Origin of the sequence: Sulfitobacter sp. PM12 (genome assembly GCF_045586035.1) — a bacterium.
GTDB lineage: Bacteria > Pseudomonadota > Alphaproteobacteria > Rhodobacterales > Rhodobacteraceae > Sulfitobacter > Sulfitobacter pontiacus.
Window position 1 is genome coordinate 1509656 of the sequence record NZ_CP151529.1, and the last position, 20024, is coordinate 1529679.

The window sequence follows — 20024 nt, forward strand, 5'->3', positions numbered from 1 at the left end:
CATTATGGACTGGATGGCTTGGACTTGGCCCACCGCCGCTTTCTTTGTGATCATCGCGGTGACGCTGATCACCTTTACGATCCTTGCAATCAAATTCCCCGAAGTGCCGCGCGCCGGTATACTGGGGATGGAAACGACGCGCGGTGACCGGTTGTTCATCACGCTTCTGGGCTCGGCCTTTATCAATCTGGCTTGGCTCGGGCTGCTCAGTGCGCCCCAATGGGGGGCATTGGTTGTCTGCCTTTTCTATGCCATCGCGGTTTTCCGCTGGGTCTAGGAAAGGAAAATAAGGGGGGCCGGCCTGCAAGAACCGGACCTCTCAAATGTTCAATTCTAGGGAGGAACATCATGAACTTGCGCTTAAAGGGAACGACTGCGATCGGGCTTGCGGCTTGCATGTTTGCCGCACCTGCGTTCGCCGACATGGAGGCCGCAAAGGCTTTCCTTGATAAGGAAATCGGCGATCTCTCCGCGCTGTCGCGGGAAGACCAGGAAGCCGAACTGCAGTTCTTTATCGACGCTGCAAAACCGTTTGAAGGCATGTCGATCAACGTTGTGTCCGAGACAATCGGCACGCACACCTACGAATCCACCGTTCTGGCCCCCGCTTTCGAAGCGATCACCGGCATCAAGGTCACCCATGACCTGATCGGCGAAGGTGACGTTGTCGAAAAGCTGCAAACGCAAATGCAGTCGGGCGAGAACATCTATGACGCCTATATCAACGATTCCGACCTGATCGGGACGCACTGGCGCTATCAGCAAGCCCGCAACCTGTCCGACTGGATGGAAGGCGAAGGCAAGGCCGTGACCAACCCCGGTCTCGACCTTGAAGACTTCATCGGCCTGTCGTTCACGACCGGCCCCGATGGCAAGATCTACCAGCTGCCCGACCAGCAGTTCGCGAACCTGTATTGGTTCCGCTACGATTGGTTCAACGACGAGCAGAACAAGGCTGATTTCAAAGAGAAATATGGCTACGATCTGGGTGTTCCGGTCAACTGGTCCGCATATGAGGACATCGCCGAGTTCTTCACCGGTCGCGACCTGTCGCGTCTTGGCGTCGAAGGCGAAGTCTTTGGCAACATGGACTACGGCAAGAAAGACCCGTCGCTTGGCTGGCGCTACACCGATGCGTGGCTGTCGATGGCCGGTGCCGGTGATGTGGGCGAGCCAAACGGTCTGCCCGTCGACGAATGGGGTATCCGCGTCAACGAAAACTCGCAGCCTGTGGGTTCTTGCGTTGCGCGTGGCGGTGCCACAAACGGGCCAGCAGCGGTCTATGCTGTGACCAAAGCGATCGAATGGCTGCAGAAGTATTCGCCTCCGGCGGCTGCGGGCATGACCTTCTCTGAGGCGGGCCCAATTCCGGCGCAGGGCAACGTGGCCCAGCAGATGTTCTGGTACACCGCCTTTACCGCCGCGTCGGTAGAGCCTGACCTGCCCGTGATGAACGAAGATGGCACGCCGAAATGGCGCATGGCACCTTCGCCCCACGGTGCATATTGGACCGAAGGCACCAAGATCGGGTATCAGGATGCCGGGTCGTGGACGCTGATGAAATCCACACCGGTGGACCGTGCACAGGCCGCATGGCTCTATGCGCAGTTCGTCACCTCCAAGACTGTGGACGTCAAGAAAAGCCACGTTGGCCTGACCTTCATCCGTGAATCGTCGATCCAGCACGAAAGCTTTACAGAGCGTGCACCGAAACTGGGTGGTCTGGTTGAATTCTACCGTTCGCCAGCGCGCGTTCAGTGGTCCCCAACCGGTACCAACGTGCCTGACTATCCAAAGCTGGCGCAGCTGTGGTGGCAGAACATCGGCGACGCCATGTCCGGTGCGAAGACCCCTCAGGAAGCGCTGGATGCCCTGTGCGCTGATCAGGAAAAAGTCCTGATCCGTCTGGAGCGTGCCGGCGTTCAAGGGGACATTGGCCCCAAGATGAACGAAGAGCGTGATCCAGAGTACTGGCTGTCCCAGCCCGGTTCGCCCAAAGCGAAACTGGAAAGCGAAGACGAAGAGCCACAGACCATCGCCTATGATGAGCTGATCAAATCCTGGCAGTAAGCCACTCTTTCCGGGGCCGGTTCGCTGGCCCCGGAACCTTTAATTTTCCAACAACGCCGACATCCGTCATTGCCCTGATATCTGGTCGGGCCTGCCGACCCTTGCTAGGATACGGCACCATCTGACGGTTGCTACACTTCCAAAGGGACGCGCATGACGTATATCCTTGCCATTGACCAAGGCACCACCTCCACACGGGCCATCGTTTACGATGACACGATGACGTCGATTGCCAGCGCCCAGGAAGAATTTCCCCAGCATTTCCCCCAGTCCGGCTGGGTTGAACATGATCCCGATGATCTGTGGCGCACCACGCAGGCGACCTGCCGCGGGGCGATCGACAAGGCAGGGATCACGGCAGGCGATATCGCCGCCATTGGCATCACCAACCAGCGCGAGACCGTTGTGGTCTGGGACAAGGAAACCGGCCGCCCAATCTATAACGCCATCGTCTGGCAGGACCGCCGCACCGCCAGCCAGTGCCGCACCCTGCGCGACGCGGGCCACGAAGAGATGTTCACCGACCGCACCGGCCTGTTGTTGGACCCGTATTTCTCGGGCACCAAGCTGGCGTGGATATTGGACAATGTCGAAGGCGCGCGCGACCGTGCCGCCAAGGGCGAGCTGCTGTTCGGCACCGTCGATTGCTTTTTGATCTGGAAGCTCACCGGTGGGGCCTCGCATGCGACGGATGCCACCAACGCCGCGCGCACCATGCTGTATGACATCCGCAAAGGCCGGTGGAGCCGTTCGATCTGTGACCTGCTCGACATCCCGATGGAGATGTTGCCAGAGGTCAAGAATTGCGCCGATGATTTCGGCCATACCGATCCCGATGTTCTGGGCGCTGCCGTGCCGATCCACGGGGTCGCGGGCGACCAGCAGGCGGCCACGGTAGGGCAGGCGTGTTTCGAGCCGGGGATGCTGAAATCCACCTACGGTACGGGCTGTTTCGCGCTGATGAACACGGGCGACACGCCGGTGCGGTCGGAAAACCGGCTGCTCACCACCATTGCCTATCAATTCGACGGCAAGCCGACCTACGCGCTCGAAGGATCGATCTTTGTCGCGGGGGCCGTGGTGCAATGGCTGCGCGACGGTTTGCAGATCATTCAGGATTCGGCCGAGACGCAAGGGCTGGCCGAACAGGCGGATCCGCATCAGAACGTGGTATTGGTGCCGGCCTTTGTCGGGCTGGGTGCGCCCTATTGGAACCCCGATTGTCGCGGCGCGGTCTTCGGGCTGACCCGTGGCACGGGGCCCGCCGAAATGGCCCGCGCGGCGCTGGAAAGCGTCGGCTACCAGACGCGCGACCTGCTTGAAGCGATGTCTGCCGACTGGAAAGCAGATGGCGTGCAGCCCACCTTGCGCGTCGATGGCGGCATGTCTGCCAGCGACTGGACCATGCAATTCCTGTCCGACATCATCGCCGCTCCCGTTGACCGGCCCACCGTGCATGAAACCACCGCCCTCGGGGTCGCGTGGCTTGCGGGGATGCACGCGGGCGTTTATCCTGATCAGGAACAGTTCGCGAAATCGTGGACACAGGAAACCCAATTCACGCCGAAAATGGACGATGACCAGCGCGACGCGAAATATGCGCTCTGGAAAAAGGCCGTTGACGCGACCCTGAATTTTTAAGGAACTCCCCATGACAGCCCCAACGCTTCGCCGGTATCTGACCCAAAACAGCTTTGACCCCGATCTGGTGTTTCTGCTGGAAGACATCGCATCGGCGTCGCGACTGATCGCCGGTCTCGTGCGTCGTGGTGCATTCGAGGGCAACCTTGGTGCCGCCGGAGAGATCAACGTGCAGGGCGAAGCGCAAAAGACGCTGGATATCATGGCCAATGACGTGTTCGAGCGTGAGTGTGCCAACAGCGCGCGTGTCGCCGCACTTGTGTCGGAAGAGGTGGAAGAGGTTACTTGGCTGAAAGAGCCGCAAAAGGGCGACTACCTGCTGTATTTCGATCCGCTGGACGGGTCGTCGAACCTTGATGTGAACCTGTCGGTGGGGTCGATCTTCTCGGTCATGCAGGTGCAGGCCGATGGTGACCGCAACGTGCTGCACAACGGCCGTAACCAGATTTGCGCTGGCTATGCGATCTACGGCCCCTCGACCATGTTTGTGGTGACCAAAGGCAACGAGGTTGCAGGCTTCAGCAGCGATCCGGACACGGGCGAATTCAGCCTGACGCACCCCAAGATGACCGTGCCCGCCGAGACGTCGGAATATGCGATCAACACGTCACGCGCACGCTATTGGTATGCCCCCGTCAGCCGCTATGTGGACGAGGCTGTCGCCGGCAAGGAAGGCCCCCGTGGCCGGTCGTTCAACATGCGCTGGACCGCGTCCATGGTCGCGGATGTGCACCGTATCCTCACGCGTGGCGGGGTCTTTTTGTACCCCGCTGACAGCAACAACCAGAAGACCGGCGGCAAGCTGCGTCTGATGTACGAGGCGAACCCGATGGCGATGGTGATCGAAGCGGCAGGCGGTACTGCATCGACGGGGCAGGGCGCGATCATGGACGTCGCCCCCACGGCACCGCACCAGCGCGTTCCGGTGATCCTTGGCTCGCGCGACGAGGTTGCCGTGCTTGACAGCTACCACAAAGACGCCGCTGACAGCTAAGCCGATGTTCTCGTTCTTCTCTCCGCAAGCGCTGCATTTCGGGCGTGGACAGGCCGCGCAGACGGCCACGCTAGCTGCTGGCTTTGGGGCGCGTGTGCTGATCGTACACGGCTCAAATGCAGCGCGCGCGGCTTGGTTGGTCGAGGATTGCCGCGCGGCGGGTCTGTCGGTCACCACACAAAGCTGCGGGTCCGAGCCGAGCCTGCCAGCGCTGGAAGCCGCACTCGCCCGGGTTTCCGTAGATCGGCCGGATGTGGTTGTCGCACTTGGCGGCGGATCGGTGATCGACTTTGCCAAGGCGCTCGCGGCGCTGATCCCCTGCGCGGGGGCACCGCTGGACTACCTCGAAGGGGTGGGGGGCGGTAAACCGCTCGACCGCGCACCTTTGCCGATGATCGCGCTGCCGACCACGGCGGGCACGGGGGCAGAGGTGACCAAGAACGCGGTGATTGCCGTGCCGGAACACGGGGTCAAGGTCAGCCTGCGCGACGCGCGGATGATTCCCGATATCGCGATCGTGGATGCCGGGCTGATGCAGGGCGCACCGCGCCGCGTTACCCTTGCGGCGGGGCTGGATGCGGTCACGCAGGTGATCGAACCCTACCTGTCCATCAAAGCGACGGCGATGACGGATGCGCTGTGTCAGGCGGCGATCCCCAAGGGGCTGGTCGCCCTGCGCGCCGTGGTTGAGCAAGACGCAGCGGAAGCGTGGGACAACATGGCTTGGGCCAGCACCTGCGGCGGCTTGGCCTTGGCAAATGCGGGGCTGGGGGCGGTGCATGGCTTTGCCGGTGTGCTCGGCGGCCAGACCGGTGCCCCCCACGGAGAGATTTGCGGCGCGCTTCTGCCCGCGGTGCTGGCGTCTCACTTGGACAAGGCAGAGGCCGGCACGCAGGTCCACACGCGCCTGATGTGGGTGCTTGGGCTGATCGACGCGACATTCGACGTTCAAGACGGGGCAGGGATCGCCGCCCTGCGCGATTGGTCCCGTCAGATGGGGCTGCGCACGCTGGCGGAAATGGGACTGAACCCCGAGAATCACGCAGAGGTGGCACGCCTGTCCGCCGGTGCATCCTCGATGAAGGGCACGCCCTTCGCGCTGTCGCAGGACGAACTGATCGCCATCCTGCGCGCCTGACGCCTCTCGGGGCGGATTACAGCCCCAGCGATTTGCGCAGCATGTTCAGCGCCACGAGGATCAGGAAGACCGCAAACACCCGTTTCAACGGTTTCGGGTCCATCGCATGGGCCAGTCTAACCCCCAGCGGCGCGGTGATCAGCGTCATGGCGATGACAATGGCAAAGGTGGGCAGGTTCACCGCCCCCACCGTCAGCGGCGGGCTGTTGGGCGCGGCATCAACCAGCAGGAACCCGATGACAGAGGGCACGGCGATCAGCACGCCAAACCCCGCAGCCGTTGCCACGGCACGGTGGATCGGCACGTTGAACAGGCTCATCAGCGGCACGCCGAAACTGCCGCCGCCGATCCCCATCAGCACCGACAGAAACCCGACAGAGGGTGACAGCGCCGCGCGCGCGGCCCCACGGGGCATCGCCTGCCCCAAGCGCCAATGCGCCCGTCCAAAAGCCATATAAAGCCCGACGACCAGCGCCAGCCCGCCAAAGATGCCCTGCAAGACGCTCGTGCGCAGCTGTGCCACCACCAGCATCCCGATGATGGCTCCGATCACGATCCCCGGTGCCCATGTCTTGAGGATCGCCCAATCGACCGCGCCCTTTTTATTGTGGCTGTGCACCGACCGCAGCGAGGTCACGATGATCGTCGCCAGCGAGGTTGCCAGACACATCTGCATCAGCTGCGGGCTGTCATAGCCAAGCGCTTGGAACGCATAGAAAAACGCGGGCACCAAGACGATGCCGCCACCGACACCCAGCAGCCCCGCCAGCACACCGGCAAAGGCACCGATGGCCATGATCATAAGGACAATCTGCAGAAGGAGGGTGGGGTCTTGCATGGGGGTGATCCTGAATGTCGTGCGGTTGCCCCTGTTGCTATACCGCTTCTTGCGCCTCGGCCAGTGTCTGCATCGCGTCCAGCGCCTCTAGCAGGACCTGACGGTCGGCACCGGGGCGGGAGGCCTGCTCGGACAGGGTGCGCCGCCAGACCCGTGCGCCGGTGCGACCGGCAAAGAGCCCCATCATATGGCGCGTGATCTGGTTCAGCTTGCCGCCGCCGTCGATATGCGCGTCGATATAGGGCAGCATCTGCGCCACGACATCCTCGGGCGTGGTGTCTGCGCCGGTGCCGTAAATGCGGCGATCCGCCTGCGCCAGAATATCGGTCGGGTTATGATAGGCGCTGCGCCCGATCATCACGCCATCCAAACCGGCGTCCAGAAACGCCTCTGCCTGATCAAGCGAGGTGATACCCCCGTTGATCGAGATATGCAGGTTCGGAAACAGCCCCTTCATCCGGTGCACCAGCTCGTAGTCCAAGGGGGGAATGTCGCGGTTTTCCTTGGGGCTGAGCCCCTGCAGCCACGCCTTGCGCGCGTGGATTGTCACCCGTTCACAGCCCGCGCCGACGATCTGCGCCAGAAACTCGGGCAGCACCTCGGCGGGGTTCTGGTCATCCACGCCGATCCGGCATTTGACGGTCACGTCCACATCCACCGCGCGGCGCATCGCCGCGACGGATTTCGCCACCAGCGCCGGTTGCTCCATCAGCACGGCGCCAAAACAGCCCGATTGCACGCGATCCGACGGGCAGCCGACGTTCAGGTTGATCTCGTCATACCCCGCCTGCGTTCCGATCCGCGCCGCCTCTGCCAGCTCGTCCGGGTCAGACCCGCCAAGCTGCAAGGCCACGGGATGCTCCGAGGTATCATGATCCAGCAAATGCAACGCGCCGCCGCGTACCAAGGCAGGCGAGGTCACCATTTCGGTATACAGCAACGTCTGCTTTGAAAACAGCCGGTGCATGTAGCGACAATGCCGGTCGGTCCAGTCCATCATCGGGGCGACCGAAAGCCGTGCAGCGCGGGTGAGATCGGATCTATGTCCCATGATGGTCTAAGCCTTATCGTCTATCGAGCTGGAAATATGGGGGTTCGGGAGGGTCAATGCTATAGCGGGGCGGGCATGGCAAGGGGCAGGGGGCCGATATCACGCGCCCGTTGTTTGCCTAAATCCGCGGCATTGGGCCGGAATGTGCAGGGCCTGATACGTTTATTACCCTGATTTTGCCCAAATACTGCCATATCTTAACACTTATATCACACTGTCGGAGCCAAACTACCGACAGGCGACCGAGAATCGAATCGACCGGCGCACAAATTGAACGACCCGAGAGATGGCAGAGATGAACATGACAGATACAGCGCAAGACCCGCAGACCAATATCCTTCGCTTCGTGCCCGCAGCGGCAACATGGCAATGCGTGACCGTGGCGCAGCATTTTGGGGCGACCCCCGTGGCGCCAGCGGCGAATGACAATTACGCCCCGCAAGATCACGAAGGGGCCCAGACCAGCAGCGAAATGCTTGATTTCCTGTACCGCGTGGCCCGCTGAATCCTCATCAACGGTCCAGACGGTTCGCCAGATCAGCCTGTGCTGTCACGCTTGAGCCGCGCAGAACGGCCCCCCCGCCGCTTCGTTAACGCACCCGCCCGCGATGGTAGCTCTGCCATGATGCTGCGGCGCTCTTCGGGCGTCATACGCGACCACGCGCCGATCTCGTCAATGGATCGGTAACAGCCTGTGCACAGGCGCGTCTCGGGGTGCACCACGCAAAGTTTCACGCAGGGGCTTTCGACTTCGTTCCGCTTCCAGATCTCGTCACTCATCACTTTATCCTCGCGCTGTCGCGCTGTCGCGCTTATGTGGCCTCAGGCCGACGCGCCCTGCGCCTTGATCACACGCAAACGGTCCAGCACCCCTTGCAGAATATAGCCCGCGGCCACGTGGTCGATCACCTCGGCGCGGCGGCGACGCGATGTATCGGCCTCCAGCAGCGCACGTTCCGCGGCGACCGTGCTCAGCCGTTCGTCCCAGAACCCGATGGGAATATCTCCCAGCCGGTCAAAGTTCCGCGCAAAGGCCCGTGTCGACTGACAGCGCGCCCCTTCCGATCCGTCCATATTGCGCGGCAGGCCCAGCACCACCCCGCCGATCCCGCGGGCGGCAATGATCTCTGACAGGCGGGCGGCATCAACCCCGAATTTCTTGCGGCGGACGGTTTCCAGCGGGGTGGCGATGGACAGAAAGCTGTCGCTGACCGCAACGCCGATGGTTTTTTCCCCAAGGTCCAACCCGATCAACGCCTGCATCGAGGGCAGGGCGGCGGCAAAATCTGATATGTCGTCATAGATCATTCGGTCACCCCGGCGCGTTCGCCCGCGCGTTGAATATCATCCATCGCGGCGGGGTCATCGGCAAAGACCTCTACCGCATTCTCGTAAATCGCCCGTGCCCGTGTCGTTTCCCCCAGCACGCCAAGCGACGTGATCAATCGCGCCCAATCCTCGACCGGCCCGCCCTGGCTGGCAAGCCGCGACGACAGGCTTTCGACCATGCCGCCGATCATCTCCATCCGTTCGGCAGGGGTCATATCCTGCGCCGCGTCGATATCCTCGGCCGAGGGGCCGCGCAGCGCGCCGCTGCCAATCTCGGGCACGGTATAGTCCACACCGGCCATCGTGGCGATAGGGGTGATTTGCGCCAGGATAGGCGCGATCCACGGGGCATCTTCGGGGCCGCGGCGCAGCAACCCGTCCCACATGCGGAACGCCAGATCTGGGCGCCCGGTTTGCACCAGCATCAGCCCCCAATAATATCGCGCCGTGCCGTTTTCGACATCACGGGTCAGCACCGCGCGCAACACCGCCTCGGCTTCGGGCGAGACATAGCCCCCCGCTGCCATCACCAGCAGTTCCGCATAGCCCGACACATCGTCAATCGAGGCCTCCGCCCCCTTGAGGCGCACAACCTTGCCCTGCGCGGCGGCGGCGGCGGCATAGTTGCCAACGCGCGCCTCGTTCTGGGCCAGCAGGACATGGCCCTGCACATCATCGGGCCGCGCGGCAACTGTTTCGCGCAGGCGGGTCAGCAGCGCTTCATATTCGGGGCTGAGCTCGGGCGGCAGGTCGGCGGCGGGCAGCTCTGCCTCGGCGGTGGCCTGATCGGGTCGGTTCCGGCGCATGTCTTCGGCCCGCGCGATACGGTCCTGCAACGCCAGATCCCCATAGCCGGGCGCACCCAACTGCCAGTAGAGCCCAAGGCTCCCTCCCAGCAAGACCAGCGCGATCACCGCAATAACGATAGGCGACGGCGTGCCACTTGCGGCGGGAGTATTTTGTCCGGCAGCATCCGCGGCCAGAATACGGCGCGAGATTTCGGTGCGCACGCGGATGGCGTCGGCTTCGGGCAACACCCCGCGCGCGACATCGCGTTCAACCTCGGCCAGCTGGTCGCGATAGACCTGCACATCATGGGCGGCACCGGTTTCAGCTGGCGCGCTGGCCCCACGGGTCAGGGCACGCGCCAGCAACACGGTCACAAGGGCGGCACCGGCGGCGGCGATGATCCAGAAACTCATAAAGATGCGGTCCAGTAATTATAGGTGCTGCACACCTAACCGCTGCGGCGACGTGACAAAAGAGGCCATATTGCTGCACCTTGTCGCGGCGGCGGCTTGGTTTTTGCCAGATTGCGGCGGATGTCGTAAAACTGTTAAGGAATGCCGCGCCGGGTATCCTCTTTTTCGCCCGAAGACCCAGAAAGAAGCCAAGCCTACGCCACGGCGTACGAATCTTTGCCGGAGACCGCTTTCATGAAGAAATACTCAGCCTTTGCCGTCGCCCGCGAAGCCCTGCGCCATCATACCGGCTGGCAGCGGGCCTGGCGCGATGCGCAGCCGAAGAAACGCTATGACGTGATCATCGTCGGGGCAGGGGGGCATGGTCTGGCGACGGCCTATTACCTGGGTAAAAACTTCGGCATCACCAATGTCGCCATTCTGGAAAAAGGCTGGCTTGGGGGCGGTAACACGGGCCGCAACACCACGATCATCCGGTCCAACTACCTGCAAGACCCCTCCGCTGCGATCTATGAAAAGGCGCGCTCGCTTTACGAGACGATGAGCCAGGATCTGAACTATAACGTCATGTTCAGCCCGCGCGGCGTGATCATGCTGGCGCAGACCCATCACGAAGTGCGCGGCTACCAGCGCACGGCCCATGCCAACGCGCTGCAGGGGGTGCAGACCGAATTCATCGGGCCCGAAAAGGTCAAGGAACTGGTGCCGATCATCAATATTGACGGGCCACGTTATCCGGTTCTGGGCGGGCTCTGGCAGCGCCGCGGCGGCACAGCACGCCATGATGCGGTGGCCTGGGGCTATGCGCGGGCCTGTTCCGATATGGGCATGGACGTGATCCAGAAATGCGAGGTCACCGGCATCCGTCAGGAAAACGGCAAGGTGACGGGCGTGTCGACCAACCGTGGCGATATCGACTGTGACAAACTGGGCATGGTGGTCGCGGGCCACTCTGGTCATCTGGCTGATATGGCGGGCTTCCGTCTGCCGATCGAATCCGTCGCCCTGCAAGCGCTGGTGTCAGAGCCGATCAAACCCTGCATGGATGTGGTGGTCATGGCCAATACGGTGCATGGCTACATGAGCCAATCCGACAAGGGCGAGATGGTGATCGGCGGCGGCACCGATGGCTATAACAACTACACCCAACGCGGCTCTTTCCATCATATCGAGGAAACGGTCCGCGCCCTGGTCGAGACCTTTCCGATGGTGTCCCGTCTCAAGATGTTGCGCCAATGGGGCGGTATTGTGGATGTGACGGGGGACCGCTCTCCGATCCTGTCTAGAACACCGGTCGAGGGCGTCTTCGTCAACTGTGGCTGGGGTACCGGCGGGTTCAAGGCGATCCCCGGCTCGGGCTGGGCAATGGCCGAGCTGATGGCCAAGGGACGGTCGCCGCTGACGGATGCCTTCGGCCTGAACCGGTTCCAGGAAGGGCGGTTCATCGACGAATCCGTGGCCGCCGGGGTGGCGCATTGACCGGCGCGCGGAAACCTGCCCGCCCAATGGGGCTGTGGAACTTTTTGCCTGTGAACGGGGTTAGCACTTCATATCAAGTTTATGAAGGACCATTCCCATGGCTACGCCTGACAACAACCAAGCGCCACACACCACCGTCAACAAAACCAGCGGCACCGGATCGGGGATCGTCATCGGCGTTCTCGTCGTTCTGGTCCTTGGCTTCGGCTTTTACTTCTTCGCCGGTGGCAACCCGATGGACGACTCTGGCGACATCAACGTCAATGTCGAAGGCGCGGCTGATGGTGCTGCCGATGCCGTTGAAGGCGCGGCCGAGGAAGCAACCGGCAACTAAGCCGCTTTCCGCTCTATCCAATATGATCAAGGCTGGCCCTCGCGCGGGGGCTGGCCTTTTTGCGTTTCAACCGACCCTAGAAAGGAGCGCCCCATGCTGACCCTGACATGCCCCAACTGCGGCATCACCGCCGAGGAAACCGAATTCCACGCGGGCGGCGAGGCGCATCTGAAACGTTTTGGTCCGGGGTCCTCGGATAGCGACTTCGAAAAATACCTGTTCATGCGGGAAAACCCCAAGGGCGTGCATTTTGAACGCTGGCGGCATGTCTATGGCTGTGGCAAATGGTTCCACGCCGCGCGCGATACCATGACGCTCGAAGTCTTCGGCACCTATACCGCCCAGACCAGCACGGTCCCGCAAGAGATCATCGACAAGATACAGGACCGTCGCCCCGATTGGCAGGCCTCCGCCGCCCCATGACCGCCGCCGTTCTTCATTTTGCCAAGAAAACTCCCGCCGGAGGCGCCCGCGCTTTCGCCCCACACCAAGGTTTGACTTCATGAGCACCAGAATTGCCACAGGCGGCCGCCTGCTGAACAAATCAAATGCTGTCAGTTTTTCGTTCAACGGAAAGCAGCTGCGCGGCTTCGAGGGCGATACCCTGGCCTCGGCCTTGCTGGCGAATGACCAGATGCTGGTGGGGCGGTCGTTCAAATACCACCGTCCGCGCGGCATCGTGGCGGCGGGCCCGGAAGAACCCAACGCGCTGGTGAACCTCGGGCAGGGCGACCGGTTCGAGCCCAACCAACGCGCCACGACCACCGATCTTTTCGACGGGCTCAAGGCGGAAAGCCAGAACCACTGGCCCAGCCTCGAATTCGACGTTGGCGCGATCAACAAACACCTGAGCCGCTTTCTGCCCGCGGGCTTCTACTACAAGATGTTCATCCACCCGCGCCCCTTCTGGAAGCATGTCTACGAGCCGATCATCCGCCACTCTGCCGGTCTGGGCAAAGCGCCCAAGGAGACGGATGGCGATACCTATGAACATTTCCACGCCTTTTGCGACGTGCTGATCATCGGCGGTGGTGTCGCGGGGCTAGAGGCCGCGCGCACCGCGGCCCTGTCCGGTGCCAAGGTCATCGTGCTGGAACAGACCGCCCATTGGGGCGGCCGCGCGCCCGTGGATGGTGGCACGGTCGATGGCACGCCTGTCGCCGACTTCATCGACGCACTGGTGGCAGAGCTGTCGGGGATGGCAAACGTCACCCTGCGCACCCGTGTCATGGGGGCGGGCGTCTATGACCACGGCTATGTGCTGGGCTATGAACGTCTGACGGACCACGCGCCGGAGATTGCCGGACCGCGCCACCGGCTCTGGCGTATTCGCGCCGGTCATATCGTGACCGCCACCGGCGCGATTGAACGGCCTTTGTCCTTTGCTGGCAATGACATCCCGGGCGTGATGCTGGCCGCATCTGTGCGGGATTATCTGGTGAACTATGGTGTGTCGGTCGGGGATCGCACGGTGGTGGTCACCAATAATGACGACGCCTACCGCACCGCCATCGCCTTGACCGAGGCCGGTCTGACCGTGCCCGCCATTCTGGATGCCCGCGTGCTGCCGCAGGATTCCGCGCTGATGACGCGCGCCAAAGATCTGGGCATTCGGGTGATGATGGGGCACGCCGTGGCGCGGGTCACGGGCGGCAAACGCGTGACAGGCGTAGAGGTGTGCAGCCAGGCGGGCGAGGGTGCGGTGCTTGAAACCTTCCCCTGCGACGCCGTGGCCATGTCGGGCGGCTGGTCGCCGGTGGTGCATCTGTGGTCCCATTGCGGCGGCAAGCTGACCTGGGATACCGCCGGGGCCATGTTCCGCCCCGATGTGAACAATCCGCCGCTGGGGGCGGACGGGCATGGTTTTGTCACCGCTGCCGGTGCCGCGGGTGGGTTCTTTGCGCTGGATGATATCTTGCACGACGCTCATGCCGCCGCGGATGGGGTGGTCACGACGCTGGGGTTCAAGCTGCCCGCCGATGCTGTCTCGCCGAACGCCGACCGGCAAGAGGAAGCGCCGCTCGCCCCCGTGTGGATGATGCCGCAAGGCGCAAATGTGAAGCTGCGCGAGAAGACGTGGCTGGATTATCAGAACGATGTCAAAGTGTCAGACGTGCGGCTTGCCGCGCAAGAAGGCTTTGTCAGCGTCGAGCACGCCAAACGCTATACCACGCTCGGCATGGCGACGGATCAGGGGAAGCTCAGCAATATCAACGGGCTGGCAACGCTGGCGGGCGCGATGGACGCGGATATTCCCGCCGTTGGGACCACCACCTTCCGCCCGCCGTACCACCCGATTTCGATGGGCGCGATCGCGGGCGAGGCGCGTGGCGATGTGTTCCAACCGATCCGCCGCACCCCGCTGCATGATTGGCACGACGCGAACGGTGCCGAATGGGAACCCGTCGGCCAATGGCGACGCCCCTATGCCTATCCGCGCAAGGGCGAAACCACCCATGACGCGGTGATGCGCGAGGTCACCAACACGCGCAGCAAACTGGGGATGCTGGATGCCTCCACCCTTGGCAAGATCATCGTCAAGGGACCGGACGCGGGGCGCTTCCTCGACATGCTTTACACCAATATGATGAGCACGCTGAAACCGGGTAAATGCCGCTATGGCCTGATGTGCTCGGAAAACGGGTTCCTGATCGACGATGGTGTCGTTGCGCGGATCGATGACGACACCTTCTTGTGCCACACAACGACAGGCGGCGCGGAAAGCATCCACCAGCATATGGAAGAATGGCTCCAGACCGAGTGGTGGGATTTCAATGTCTATGTCGCCAATGTCACCGAGCAATATGCGCAGATCGCCGTGGTCGGCCCCAACGCACGCAAATGTCTGGAAAAGCTGGGCGGCATGGATGTCAGCAAGGACGCGCTGGCCTTTATGGAGTGGGCGGACGGTACGCTGGGGGGCTTCAAGTGCCGCGTTTACCGGATCTCTTTCTCGGGCGAGCTGAGCTACGAGATCGCGGTGGATGCAGGGCAGGGGCAGGCCTTCTGGGATGCGCTGATGGTGGCGGGCAATGATCTGGGCGTGATGCCTTATGGGACCGAATGTCTGCACATCCTGCGCGCAGAAAAGGGCTTTATCATGATCGGGGACGAAACCGACGGCACCGTGATCCCGCAGGATCTGGGGCTGAACTGGGCGATCTCGAAAAAGAAAGACGACTACTTGGGCAAGCGCGCGCAGCAGCGGTCTCATATGGTGGACCCGACGCGCTGGAAACTGGTGGGGCTGGAAACAACCGACGGCAGCACCCTGCCGGACGGGGCCTATGCCGTGGGCGAGGGCGAGAACGAGAACGGCCAGCGCAATATGATCGGGCGTGTCACCTCGACCTATCATTCGCCGACCTTGGGTAAGGGGATCGCGATGGGGCTGGTGCTGAACGGGCCGGACCGCATGGGCGAGGTGATCGATTTCCCCGGAACCGACGGCAAGACCTATCAGGCGAAAATCGTCGATCCGGTGTTCTATGACAAAGAAGGGGCCAAGCAAAATGTCTGAGGCGGTAAGCGCATTGAAAGCGGCGGAATTCACCGGCGGCATTGCCGAGGTGACCCTGATGGACCCGATTGGCATGATCTCTGTCCGCGGGGATCTGGGGGCGGGCTATATGAAGAAGGCGCTGAAAAAGGCCGTCGGCCTGGGCCTTCCCGATACCCGCAGCGTCCAGATCAACGGGGATCGCGGTGTCGCGTGGATGTCACCGGACGAGCTGCTGTTGCTCTGCCCCTACGATCAGGTCAGCGACACCATCGACATGCTGACCAAATGCTTTGGCAGCAATCACACGCTGGCGGTCAATGTCTCGGACGCGCGGGCGGTGTTTCGCATCAGCGGGGCGCACAGCCGCGATGTGCTGGCCAAGCTCGCCCCGGTGGATCTGTCGCCAGACAGTTTCACCCCCGGCATGATCCGCCGCACGCGGCTGGCGCAGGTGCCGGCGGCGTTTTGGATCGAGGACGGCGACAGCTTCCGTCTGGTCTGCTTCCGCTCGGTCGCGCAATATGTGTTTGATCTGCTTAAAACCGCGGCACAGCCCGGGTCCGCCCCCGAATATTATAGCACAGCGCGGTAAGCCGCTGGTCAGGGGCAGGGCGGCAGACTGGCGGGAACATTCGCCCCAGCCAGCCGTTTTACCCTTAAGCGGGTGACGGTAGAAGCGCCCCGTCGGCTGTGCCGGTTTCCCCCTTGCGGGTCGATCAGCACTTGACCTTATGACGGGACGGGCTTCATGTGACCCAGACGCAATTCAATAACGGAGGCTTTTCTCATGGCTTTTACTCTTCCTGATCTTCCCTATGCCCACGATGCGCTTGCATCCAAAGGTATGTCCAAGGAAACGCTGGAATATCACCACGATAAGCACCACAACGCCTATGTGACCAACGGCAACAAAGCCATTGAAGGCACCGAGTGGGAAGGCAAGACCCTCGAGGAAATCATCAAGGGCACCTACAACCCTGATGCGGTTGCGCAAAGCGGTATCTTCAACAACATCAGCCAGCTGTGGAACCACAACCAGTTCTGGGAAATGATGTCCCCCGAAGACAGCAAGATGCCGTCCGAGCTGGAAAAAGCGATCACCGAAAGCTTTGGCTCTGTCGATAAGTTCAAGGATGAATTCAAAGCAGCCGGCGGCGGTCAGTTCGGCTCCGGTTGGGCGTGGCTGGTCAAGGACACTGATGGTGGCCTGAAAGTGACCAAGACCGAAAACGGCGTGAACCCTGTCTGTTTCGGCCAAACCGCACTGCTGGGCTGCGACGTTTGGGAACACTCCTACTACATCGATTTCCGCAACGCGCGCCCCGACTACCTGTCGAACTTCCTCGACAATCTGGTCAACTGGGACAATGTCGCGTCGCGCATGTAATCGCGATATGATGGGTTAAGGCATCGCGCCAACCTGTTGAAATATTTATGTGAAAGGCCCTGCAGCATTCCGCTGTGGGGCCTTTTCTTGTGGAACCGCGGGCGTGATTGGGGCGTTTTATCCATGAACCCACAAGATGAGAAGGAGACCACGATGGCAGAGCGTCACAGATCGAAGGACGGCGTCAAGGAAACCGACAAATACATCAGCGAAGCCGATGATATTGACCATCAGGGCCGCTCGGGCGGGGGGCTGCAACGCGATGTCGGCACACAGGACGAAGAGAAACAGGTGGTCGACAAACCCGGCGCTGACACCCGCGTCACCGGCGAAGACAAACGCAACCACGGAGAAGACGCATGACCAAGATTGAAAATGGCACCTGGGTGCTGATCGCAGATGGTGAAAAAGCGCTGTTCATGGTGAATGAAACCGACGGAGAGGATCCGTTCTTGCAGGTTTTCCGCGAGGAAGAGCAGGACAACCCGCCCAACCGCGATCAGGCCGCCAATCGTCGTGGACGCTTCAACGATGGCCCGTCCGTGCACCGCTCGGCTGTGGACGACACCGACTGGCACCAGCTGTCCAAGGACCGCTTTGCCAGCGAACTGGCGGATATTCTGTACAAACAGGCGCATAAGGGCAAGTTCGACAAGATCATTCTGGTCGCACCGCCGAACACTCTGGGCGAGTTGCGTCACGAGATGCACAAAGAGGTCGCGGACAAGGTCGTGGGCGAAATTCCCAAGACGCTGACGAACCACCCCATCGAAGAGATCGAGAATATCGTGAAATCGACGCTTGAAACAGCGTGAGGATGTGGCCGCATAGCAACAGTAGAAATCCGGCTATGCGGTCAAATCTATAGGTATTCGGGTTGCCGCAGGGCGGTGATTTGAAAGGGCATCCAGACGTGGGTGCCCTTTGCTGTATCGCGCGTGCTCGCGGCGAACAGGGAGTATGGCGTTGGCCGCTTTAACCTACCGCCTATAGCACTCCTGATCCTGCTTCGCCGCCGATCAACCCGTTGCCGCGCAGGCGCTTTCTGCACAACCGCGCGGGCTACCGTGCGTACCTCTATGCGGTCAGGCTGCGGCGCAGAACGTCCAGCGCGCCGTCAACGTCATCGACCGTATCCACATAGCCAAGCAGGCTTTCTTCGGCAAAGCCGCGGGCGACGACATGATCCAGAAGCGCTGTGAGAGGATCCCAGTAACCATTTGTATTCAATAGGATTACCGGCTTCTGATGTAGCCCCAACTGGCGCCAGGTCAGCACTTCGAACAGCTCGTCCAGTGATCCGGCACCGCCGGGCAGGACCACCACGGCATCGCAATTCATGAACATCACCTTTTTGCGTTCATGCATGGTTTCGGTCACGACATAGGTGGTCAGATCGGTCTTGCCGACCTCCCATTTCACCAGATGATCGGGGATCACGCCAAAGGTCGTGCCGCCCGCCGTTTGCGCTGCGCGTGCAACGGTGCCCATCAGCCCCACGTCCCCCGCGCCATAGACCAGCCGCCAATCGTTCTGCGCCAAAGCGCGCCCCAAAGCGTCGGCTTGTGCGGTATATTCGGGGTCATCACCGGGGCGCGAGCCGCAGTAAACACATACGGATTTCTGGATCATAAACGGGGGTCCTTTTTGCGAATATGCACATGGCATGCAGCTGCATTTTGACCCGTGATAGCCTGCTTGGTACAAGTCCTCAATGTGGGGAAGTTCAAAGGGATGAACGGGATGTCGGTGTTTCAAACGCGGGGTGCTCAGTTTGCGGGCGCCGCGCTGGTCGTGGCGGTTGCCGTTGCGGGATATATCTGGTCGCAAGATGCGGATCCCGTCGTGCCGGACACGACGAAGAACACAGCGGCCAAGCCGAAACCCGCGGCCCAGCCCCCCGCGCAGACCGCCACCGCACCCAAAGACACCAAGGCCGCCGCCACCGTTCCCCCTGCGCCGCAAACGCCTGATCCTGCCGCATCGCCCGCCACCCCCAGCTTTGACGAGGTGCGCCGCGAGGGGGACGGGATGACCGTGATCGCAGGCCGCGCAGCACCAGGGGCCCGCGTCAGCGTCATCAGCAACGGGGCAGAGGTCGCCAGCGCGCAGGCCGATCGCTCTGGCAAATTCGCCACGCTTGCCATTTTGCCGCCCGATGGCAGCGGCAAGATCCTGAGCCTGAGCGCGGATGCCGAAACAGGCCCCGTCGCCTCGGTCGAGGAAGTCATCTTGGCCCCGATCACCGCACCTGCCGTGGCGCAGGTGGCACTGTCGGATACATCAGACGTATCCATAGACACCACATCAGAGGCTACGCCAGACGACACGGCCCCTGAAACGGCCTCCGCTTCGGTCGCGGAACCGCGAGGGGTAGGACCCGAGGGCAGCGCCCCCGAGATTACCGAGATCGCCGCCGTGACGCCGCAGCCCGATCCCGCGCGCCCGTCTGCTGATACCCCCGTCGCCCTGTTGAAATCCGACGCCGATGGTGTGGAATTACTGCCCGGCACCGCGCCCGAGGTGACAGACCGCATCGCGCTCGATACGATCACCTATTCCGATGAGGGCGAGGTCCGGCTGGCGGGGCGCGCACAGGCGCAGGCGTCTTCCGTGCGGGTGTATCTGGACAACCGCAGCGTCGGCGCGCTTGAGGTGGACCCCCAAGGCCGTTGGCGCGGCGATATCGAGGATATCAAGACCGGCATCTACACCCTGCGTGTAGATGAGCTGGATCAGGGCGGCGACGTGATCAGCCGCGTCGAAACCCCCTTCAAACGTGAATCCCCCGAGGTGCTGGCCCGTGCCACCGCAGACAACGACGGCCCGATCAAGGCGGTGACCGTGCAGGAAGGGGCCACGCTTTGGGCCATCGCCCGCGAACGCTATGGCGACCCGACGCTCTATGTGCGCGTCTTTGCCGCCAACCGCTCATCAATCCGCGATCCCGATCTGATCTATCCCGGTCAGGTCTTTGATCTGCCCGATTGACGAGCGGCTATGCAGACAGATGAAACTGCTGCACTGGCATGATCCGGCTGACGGCCCTATGTAAGGGG

At 62.0% G+C, this 20024-nt stretch carries 21 protein-coding genes; 15 read left to right on the forward strand and 6 right to left on the reverse strand.

What is annotated here, in order from left to right; translation table 11 throughout:
- Nucleotides 1-4 precede the first annotated feature (4 nt).
- The 5 genes from AADW22_RS07220 (at nucleotide 5) to AADW22_RS07240 (ending at nucleotide 5843) form a co-directional block, all read left to right on the forward strand.
- Nucleotides 5-277: a DUF2160 domain-containing protein gene (locus AADW22_RS07220; RefSeq protein ID WP_407473387.1), complete on the forward strand. Its 273-nt coding sequence runs from the start codon at nucleotides 5-7 to the stop codon at nucleotides 275-277.
- A gap of 71 nt (nucleotides 278-348) precedes the next feature.
- Nucleotides 349-2070: an ABC transporter substrate-binding protein gene (locus AADW22_RS07225; protein WP_037943910.1), complete on the forward strand. Its 1722-nt coding sequence runs from the start codon at nucleotides 349-351 to the stop codon at nucleotides 2068-2070.
- A gap of 153 nt (nucleotides 2071-2223) precedes the next feature.
- Nucleotides 2224-3711, forward strand: a complete 1488-nt coding sequence (glpK, locus tag AADW22_RS07230; RefSeq protein WP_339605635.1) for a glycerol kinase GlpK — start codon at nucleotides 2224-2226, stop codon at nucleotides 3709-3711.
- 10 nt (nucleotides 3712-3721) lie between these two features.
- A complete protein-coding gene (locus tag AADW22_RS07235; RefSeq protein ID WP_407473388.1) occupies nucleotides 3722-4705 on the forward strand; it encodes a class 1 fructose-bisphosphatase in 984 nt (327 codons plus the stop codon).
- A gap of 4 nt (nucleotides 4706-4709) precedes the next feature.
- A complete protein-coding gene (locus AADW22_RS07240) occupies nucleotides 4710-5843 on the forward strand; it encodes an iron-containing alcohol dehydrogenase (protein ID WP_407474587.1) in 1134 nt (377 codons plus the stop codon).
- A 16-nt stretch (nucleotides 5844-5859) separates the two neighbouring features.
- Here the strand turns inward: AADW22_RS07240 and AADW22_RS07245 are convergent, their stop codons facing one another.
- Nucleotides 5860-6681, reverse strand: coding sequence for a sulfite exporter TauE/SafE family protein (locus AADW22_RS07245; protein WP_037943915.1), 822 nt, complete (start codon nucleotides 6679-6681; stop codon nucleotides 5860-5862).
- A gap of 37 nt (nucleotides 6682-6718) precedes the next feature.
- On the reverse strand, nucleotides 6719-7732 hold the full coding sequence (gene dusA / locus AADW22_RS07250) for a tRNA dihydrouridine(20/20a) synthase DusA (RefSeq protein WP_407473389.1): 1014 nt from the start codon (nucleotides 7730-7732) through the stop codon (nucleotides 6719-6721).
- Between the two features lie 301 nt (nucleotides 7733-8033).
- On the opposite strand from dusA, the gene AADW22_RS07255 reads away from it, so the two are divergent.
- Nucleotides 8034-8237: a hypothetical protein gene (locus tag AADW22_RS07255; RefSeq protein ID WP_407473390.1), complete on the forward strand. Its 204-nt coding sequence runs from the start codon at nucleotides 8034-8036 to the stop codon at nucleotides 8235-8237.
- A 32-nt stretch (nucleotides 8238-8269) separates the two neighbouring features.
- On the opposite strand, the gene AADW22_RS07260 is transcribed toward AADW22_RS07255, so the two are convergent.
- Genes AADW22_RS07260 through ccmI form a run of 3 tightly spaced genes read right to left on the reverse strand, consistent with a single transcriptional unit; the run spans nucleotide 8270 to nucleotide 10263 of the window.
- Entirely contained in the window at nucleotides 8270-8512 is a 243-nt protein-coding gene (locus tag AADW22_RS07260) for a DUF1289 domain-containing protein (RefSeq protein ID WP_005852599.1), read from the reverse strand.
- Between the two features lie 42 nt (nucleotides 8513-8554).
- Entirely contained in the window at nucleotides 8555-9040 is a 486-nt protein-coding gene (ruvX, locus tag AADW22_RS07265; RefSeq protein ID WP_407473391.1) for a Holliday junction resolvase RuvX, read from the reverse strand.
- On the reverse strand, nucleotides 9037-10263 hold the full coding sequence (gene ccmI / locus AADW22_RS07270; RefSeq protein ID WP_348655978.1) for a c-type cytochrome biogenesis protein CcmI: 1227 nt from the start codon (nucleotides 10261-10263) through the stop codon (nucleotides 9037-9039). Before ccmI ends, ruvX begins: the two co-directional genes overlap by 4 nt.
- A 234-nt stretch (nucleotides 10264-10497) precedes the next feature.
- Here ccmI and AADW22_RS07275 point away from each other — a divergent pair, with 234 nt between their 5' ends.
- The 8 genes from AADW22_RS07275 (at nucleotide 10498) to AADW22_RS07310 (ending at nucleotide 17780) form a co-directional block, all read left to right on the forward strand.
- Complete coding sequence (locus tag AADW22_RS07275) at nucleotides 10498-11742, forward strand: sarcosine oxidase subunit beta family protein (RefSeq protein ID WP_278376205.1); 1245 nt, start codon at nucleotides 10498-10500, stop codon at nucleotides 11740-11742.
- 97 nt (nucleotides 11743-11839) lie between these two features.
- A complete protein-coding gene (locus AADW22_RS07280) occupies nucleotides 11840-12076 on the forward strand; it encodes a hypothetical protein (protein ID WP_005852605.1) in 237 nt (78 codons plus the stop codon).
- A 93-nt stretch (nucleotides 12077-12169) separates the two neighbouring features.
- The gene (locus AADW22_RS07285; RefSeq protein ID WP_009826638.1) at nucleotides 12170-12499 is read left to right on the forward strand and encodes a sarcosine oxidase subunit delta; all 330 of its coding nucleotides are present in this window, start codon (nucleotides 12170-12172) and stop codon (nucleotides 12497-12499) included.
- Nucleotides 12500-12578: 79 nt separating this feature from the next.
- Nucleotides 12579-15596 (forward strand): sarcosine oxidase subunit alpha family protein, encoded by a 3018-nt coding sequence (locus AADW22_RS07290; RefSeq protein ID WP_407473392.1) that lies wholly within the window; start codon nucleotides 12579-12581, stop codon nucleotides 15594-15596.
- On the forward strand, nucleotides 15589-16170 hold the full coding sequence (locus AADW22_RS07295; protein WP_260001808.1) for a sarcosine oxidase subunit gamma: 582 nt from the start codon (nucleotides 15589-15591) through the stop codon (nucleotides 16168-16170). Before AADW22_RS07290 ends, AADW22_RS07295 begins: the two co-directional genes overlap by 8 nt.
- A 195-nt stretch (nucleotides 16171-16365) precedes the next feature.
- Nucleotides 16366-16965, forward strand: coding sequence for a superoxide dismutase (locus tag AADW22_RS07300; RefSeq protein WP_005852611.1), 600 nt, complete (start codon nucleotides 16366-16368; stop codon nucleotides 16963-16965).
- A 123-nt stretch (nucleotides 16966-17088) separates the two neighbouring features.
- Nucleotides 17089-17328 carry a hypothetical protein gene (locus tag AADW22_RS07305; RefSeq protein ID WP_009826641.1) on the forward strand — a complete coding sequence of 80 codons (240 nt, stop codon included), beginning with the start codon at nucleotides 17089-17091 and terminating at the stop codon, nucleotides 17326-17328.
- A complete protein-coding gene (locus AADW22_RS07310; RefSeq protein ID WP_009826642.1) occupies nucleotides 17325-17780 on the forward strand; it encodes a host attachment family protein in 456 nt (151 codons plus the stop codon). The genes AADW22_RS07305 and AADW22_RS07310 overlap by 4 nt, the downstream gene beginning before the upstream one ends.
- 262 nt (nucleotides 17781-18042) lie before the next feature.
- Here the strand turns inward: AADW22_RS07310 and AADW22_RS07315 are convergent, their stop codons facing one another.
- Nucleotides 18043-18597: a TIGR00730 family Rossman fold protein gene (locus AADW22_RS07315; RefSeq protein WP_005852616.1), complete on the reverse strand. Its 555-nt coding sequence runs from the start codon at nucleotides 18595-18597 to the stop codon at nucleotides 18043-18045.
- A gap of 111 nt (nucleotides 18598-18708) precedes the next feature.
- On the opposite strand from AADW22_RS07315, the gene AADW22_RS07320 reads away from it, so the two are divergent.
- Complete coding sequence (locus AADW22_RS07320) at nucleotides 18709-19956, forward strand: peptigoglycan-binding protein LysM (RefSeq protein ID WP_407473393.1); 1248 nt, start codon at nucleotides 18709-18711, stop codon at nucleotides 19954-19956.
- Nucleotides 19957-20024 lie beyond the last annotated feature (68 nt).

Bases quoted from the DNA above. Each gene is read 5' to 3' on its own strand.
- AADW22_RS07220 (WP_407473387.1), top strand. From the start codon at position 5: ATGGACTGGATGGCTTGGACTTGGCCCACCGCCGCTTTCTTTGTGATC.
- AADW22_RS07225 (WP_037943910.1), top strand. From the start codon at position 349: ATGAACTTGCGCTTAAAGGGAACGACTGCGATCGGGCTTGCGGCTTGC.
- glpK (WP_339605635.1), top strand. From the start codon at position 2,224: ATGACGTATATCCTTGCCATTGACCAAGGCACCACCTCCACACGGGCC.
- AADW22_RS07235 (WP_407473388.1), top strand. From the start codon at position 3,722: ATGACAGCCCCAACGCTTCGCCGGTATCTGACCCAAAACAGCTTTGAC.
- AADW22_RS07240 (WP_407474587.1), top strand. From the start codon at position 4,710: ATGTTCTCGTTCTTCTCTCCGCAAGCGCTGCATTTCGGGCGTGGACAG.
- AADW22_RS07245 (WP_037943915.1), bottom strand. From the start codon at position 6,681: ATGCAAGACCCCACCCTCCTTCTGCAGATTGTCCTTATGATCATGGCC.
- dusA (WP_407473389.1), bottom strand. From the start codon at position 7,732: ATGGGACATAGATCCGATCTCACCCGCGCTGCACGGCTTTCGGTCGCC.
- AADW22_RS07255 (WP_407473390.1), top strand. From the start codon at position 8,034: ATGACAGATACAGCGCAAGACCCGCAGACCAATATCCTTCGCTTCGTG.
- AADW22_RS07260 (WP_005852599.1), bottom strand. From the start codon at position 8,512: ATGAGTGACGAGATCTGGAAGCGGAACGAAGTCGAAAGCCCCTGCGTG.
- ruvX (WP_407473391.1), bottom strand. From the start codon at position 9,040: ATGATCTATGACGACATATCAGATTTTGCCGCCGCCCTGCCCTCGATG.
- ccmI (WP_348655978.1), bottom strand. From the start codon at position 10,263: ATGAGTTTCTGGATCATCGCCGCCGCCGGTGCCGCCCTTGTGACCGTG.
- AADW22_RS07275 (WP_278376205.1), top strand. From the start codon at position 10,498: ATGAAGAAATACTCAGCCTTTGCCGTCGCCCGCGAAGCCCTGCGCCAT.
- AADW22_RS07280 (WP_005852605.1), top strand. From the start codon at position 11,840: ATGGCTACGCCTGACAACAACCAAGCGCCACACACCACCGTCAACAAA.
- AADW22_RS07285 (WP_009826638.1), top strand. From the start codon at position 12,170: ATGCTGACCCTGACATGCCCCAACTGCGGCATCACCGCCGAGGAAACC.
- AADW22_RS07290 (WP_407473392.1), top strand. From the start codon at position 12,579: ATGAGCACCAGAATTGCCACAGGCGGCCGCCTGCTGAACAAATCAAAT.
- AADW22_RS07295 (WP_260001808.1), top strand. From the start codon at position 15,589: ATGTCTGAGGCGGTAAGCGCATTGAAAGCGGCGGAATTCACCGGCGGC.
- AADW22_RS07300 (WP_005852611.1), top strand. From the start codon at position 16,366: ATGGCTTTTACTCTTCCTGATCTTCCCTATGCCCACGATGCGCTTGCA.
- AADW22_RS07305 (WP_009826641.1), top strand. From the start codon at position 17,089: ATGAACCCACAAGATGAGAAGGAGACCACGATGGCAGAGCGTCACAGA.
- AADW22_RS07310 (WP_009826642.1), top strand. From the start codon at position 17,325: ATGACCAAGATTGAAAATGGCACCTGGGTGCTGATCGCAGATGGTGAA.
- AADW22_RS07315 (WP_005852616.1), bottom strand. From the start codon at position 18,597: ATGATCCAGAAATCCGTATGTGTTTACTGCGGCTCGCGCCCCGGTGAT.
- AADW22_RS07320 (WP_407473393.1), top strand. From the start codon at position 18,709: ATGTCGGTGTTTCAAACGCGGGGTGCTCAGTTTGCGGGCGCCGCGCTG.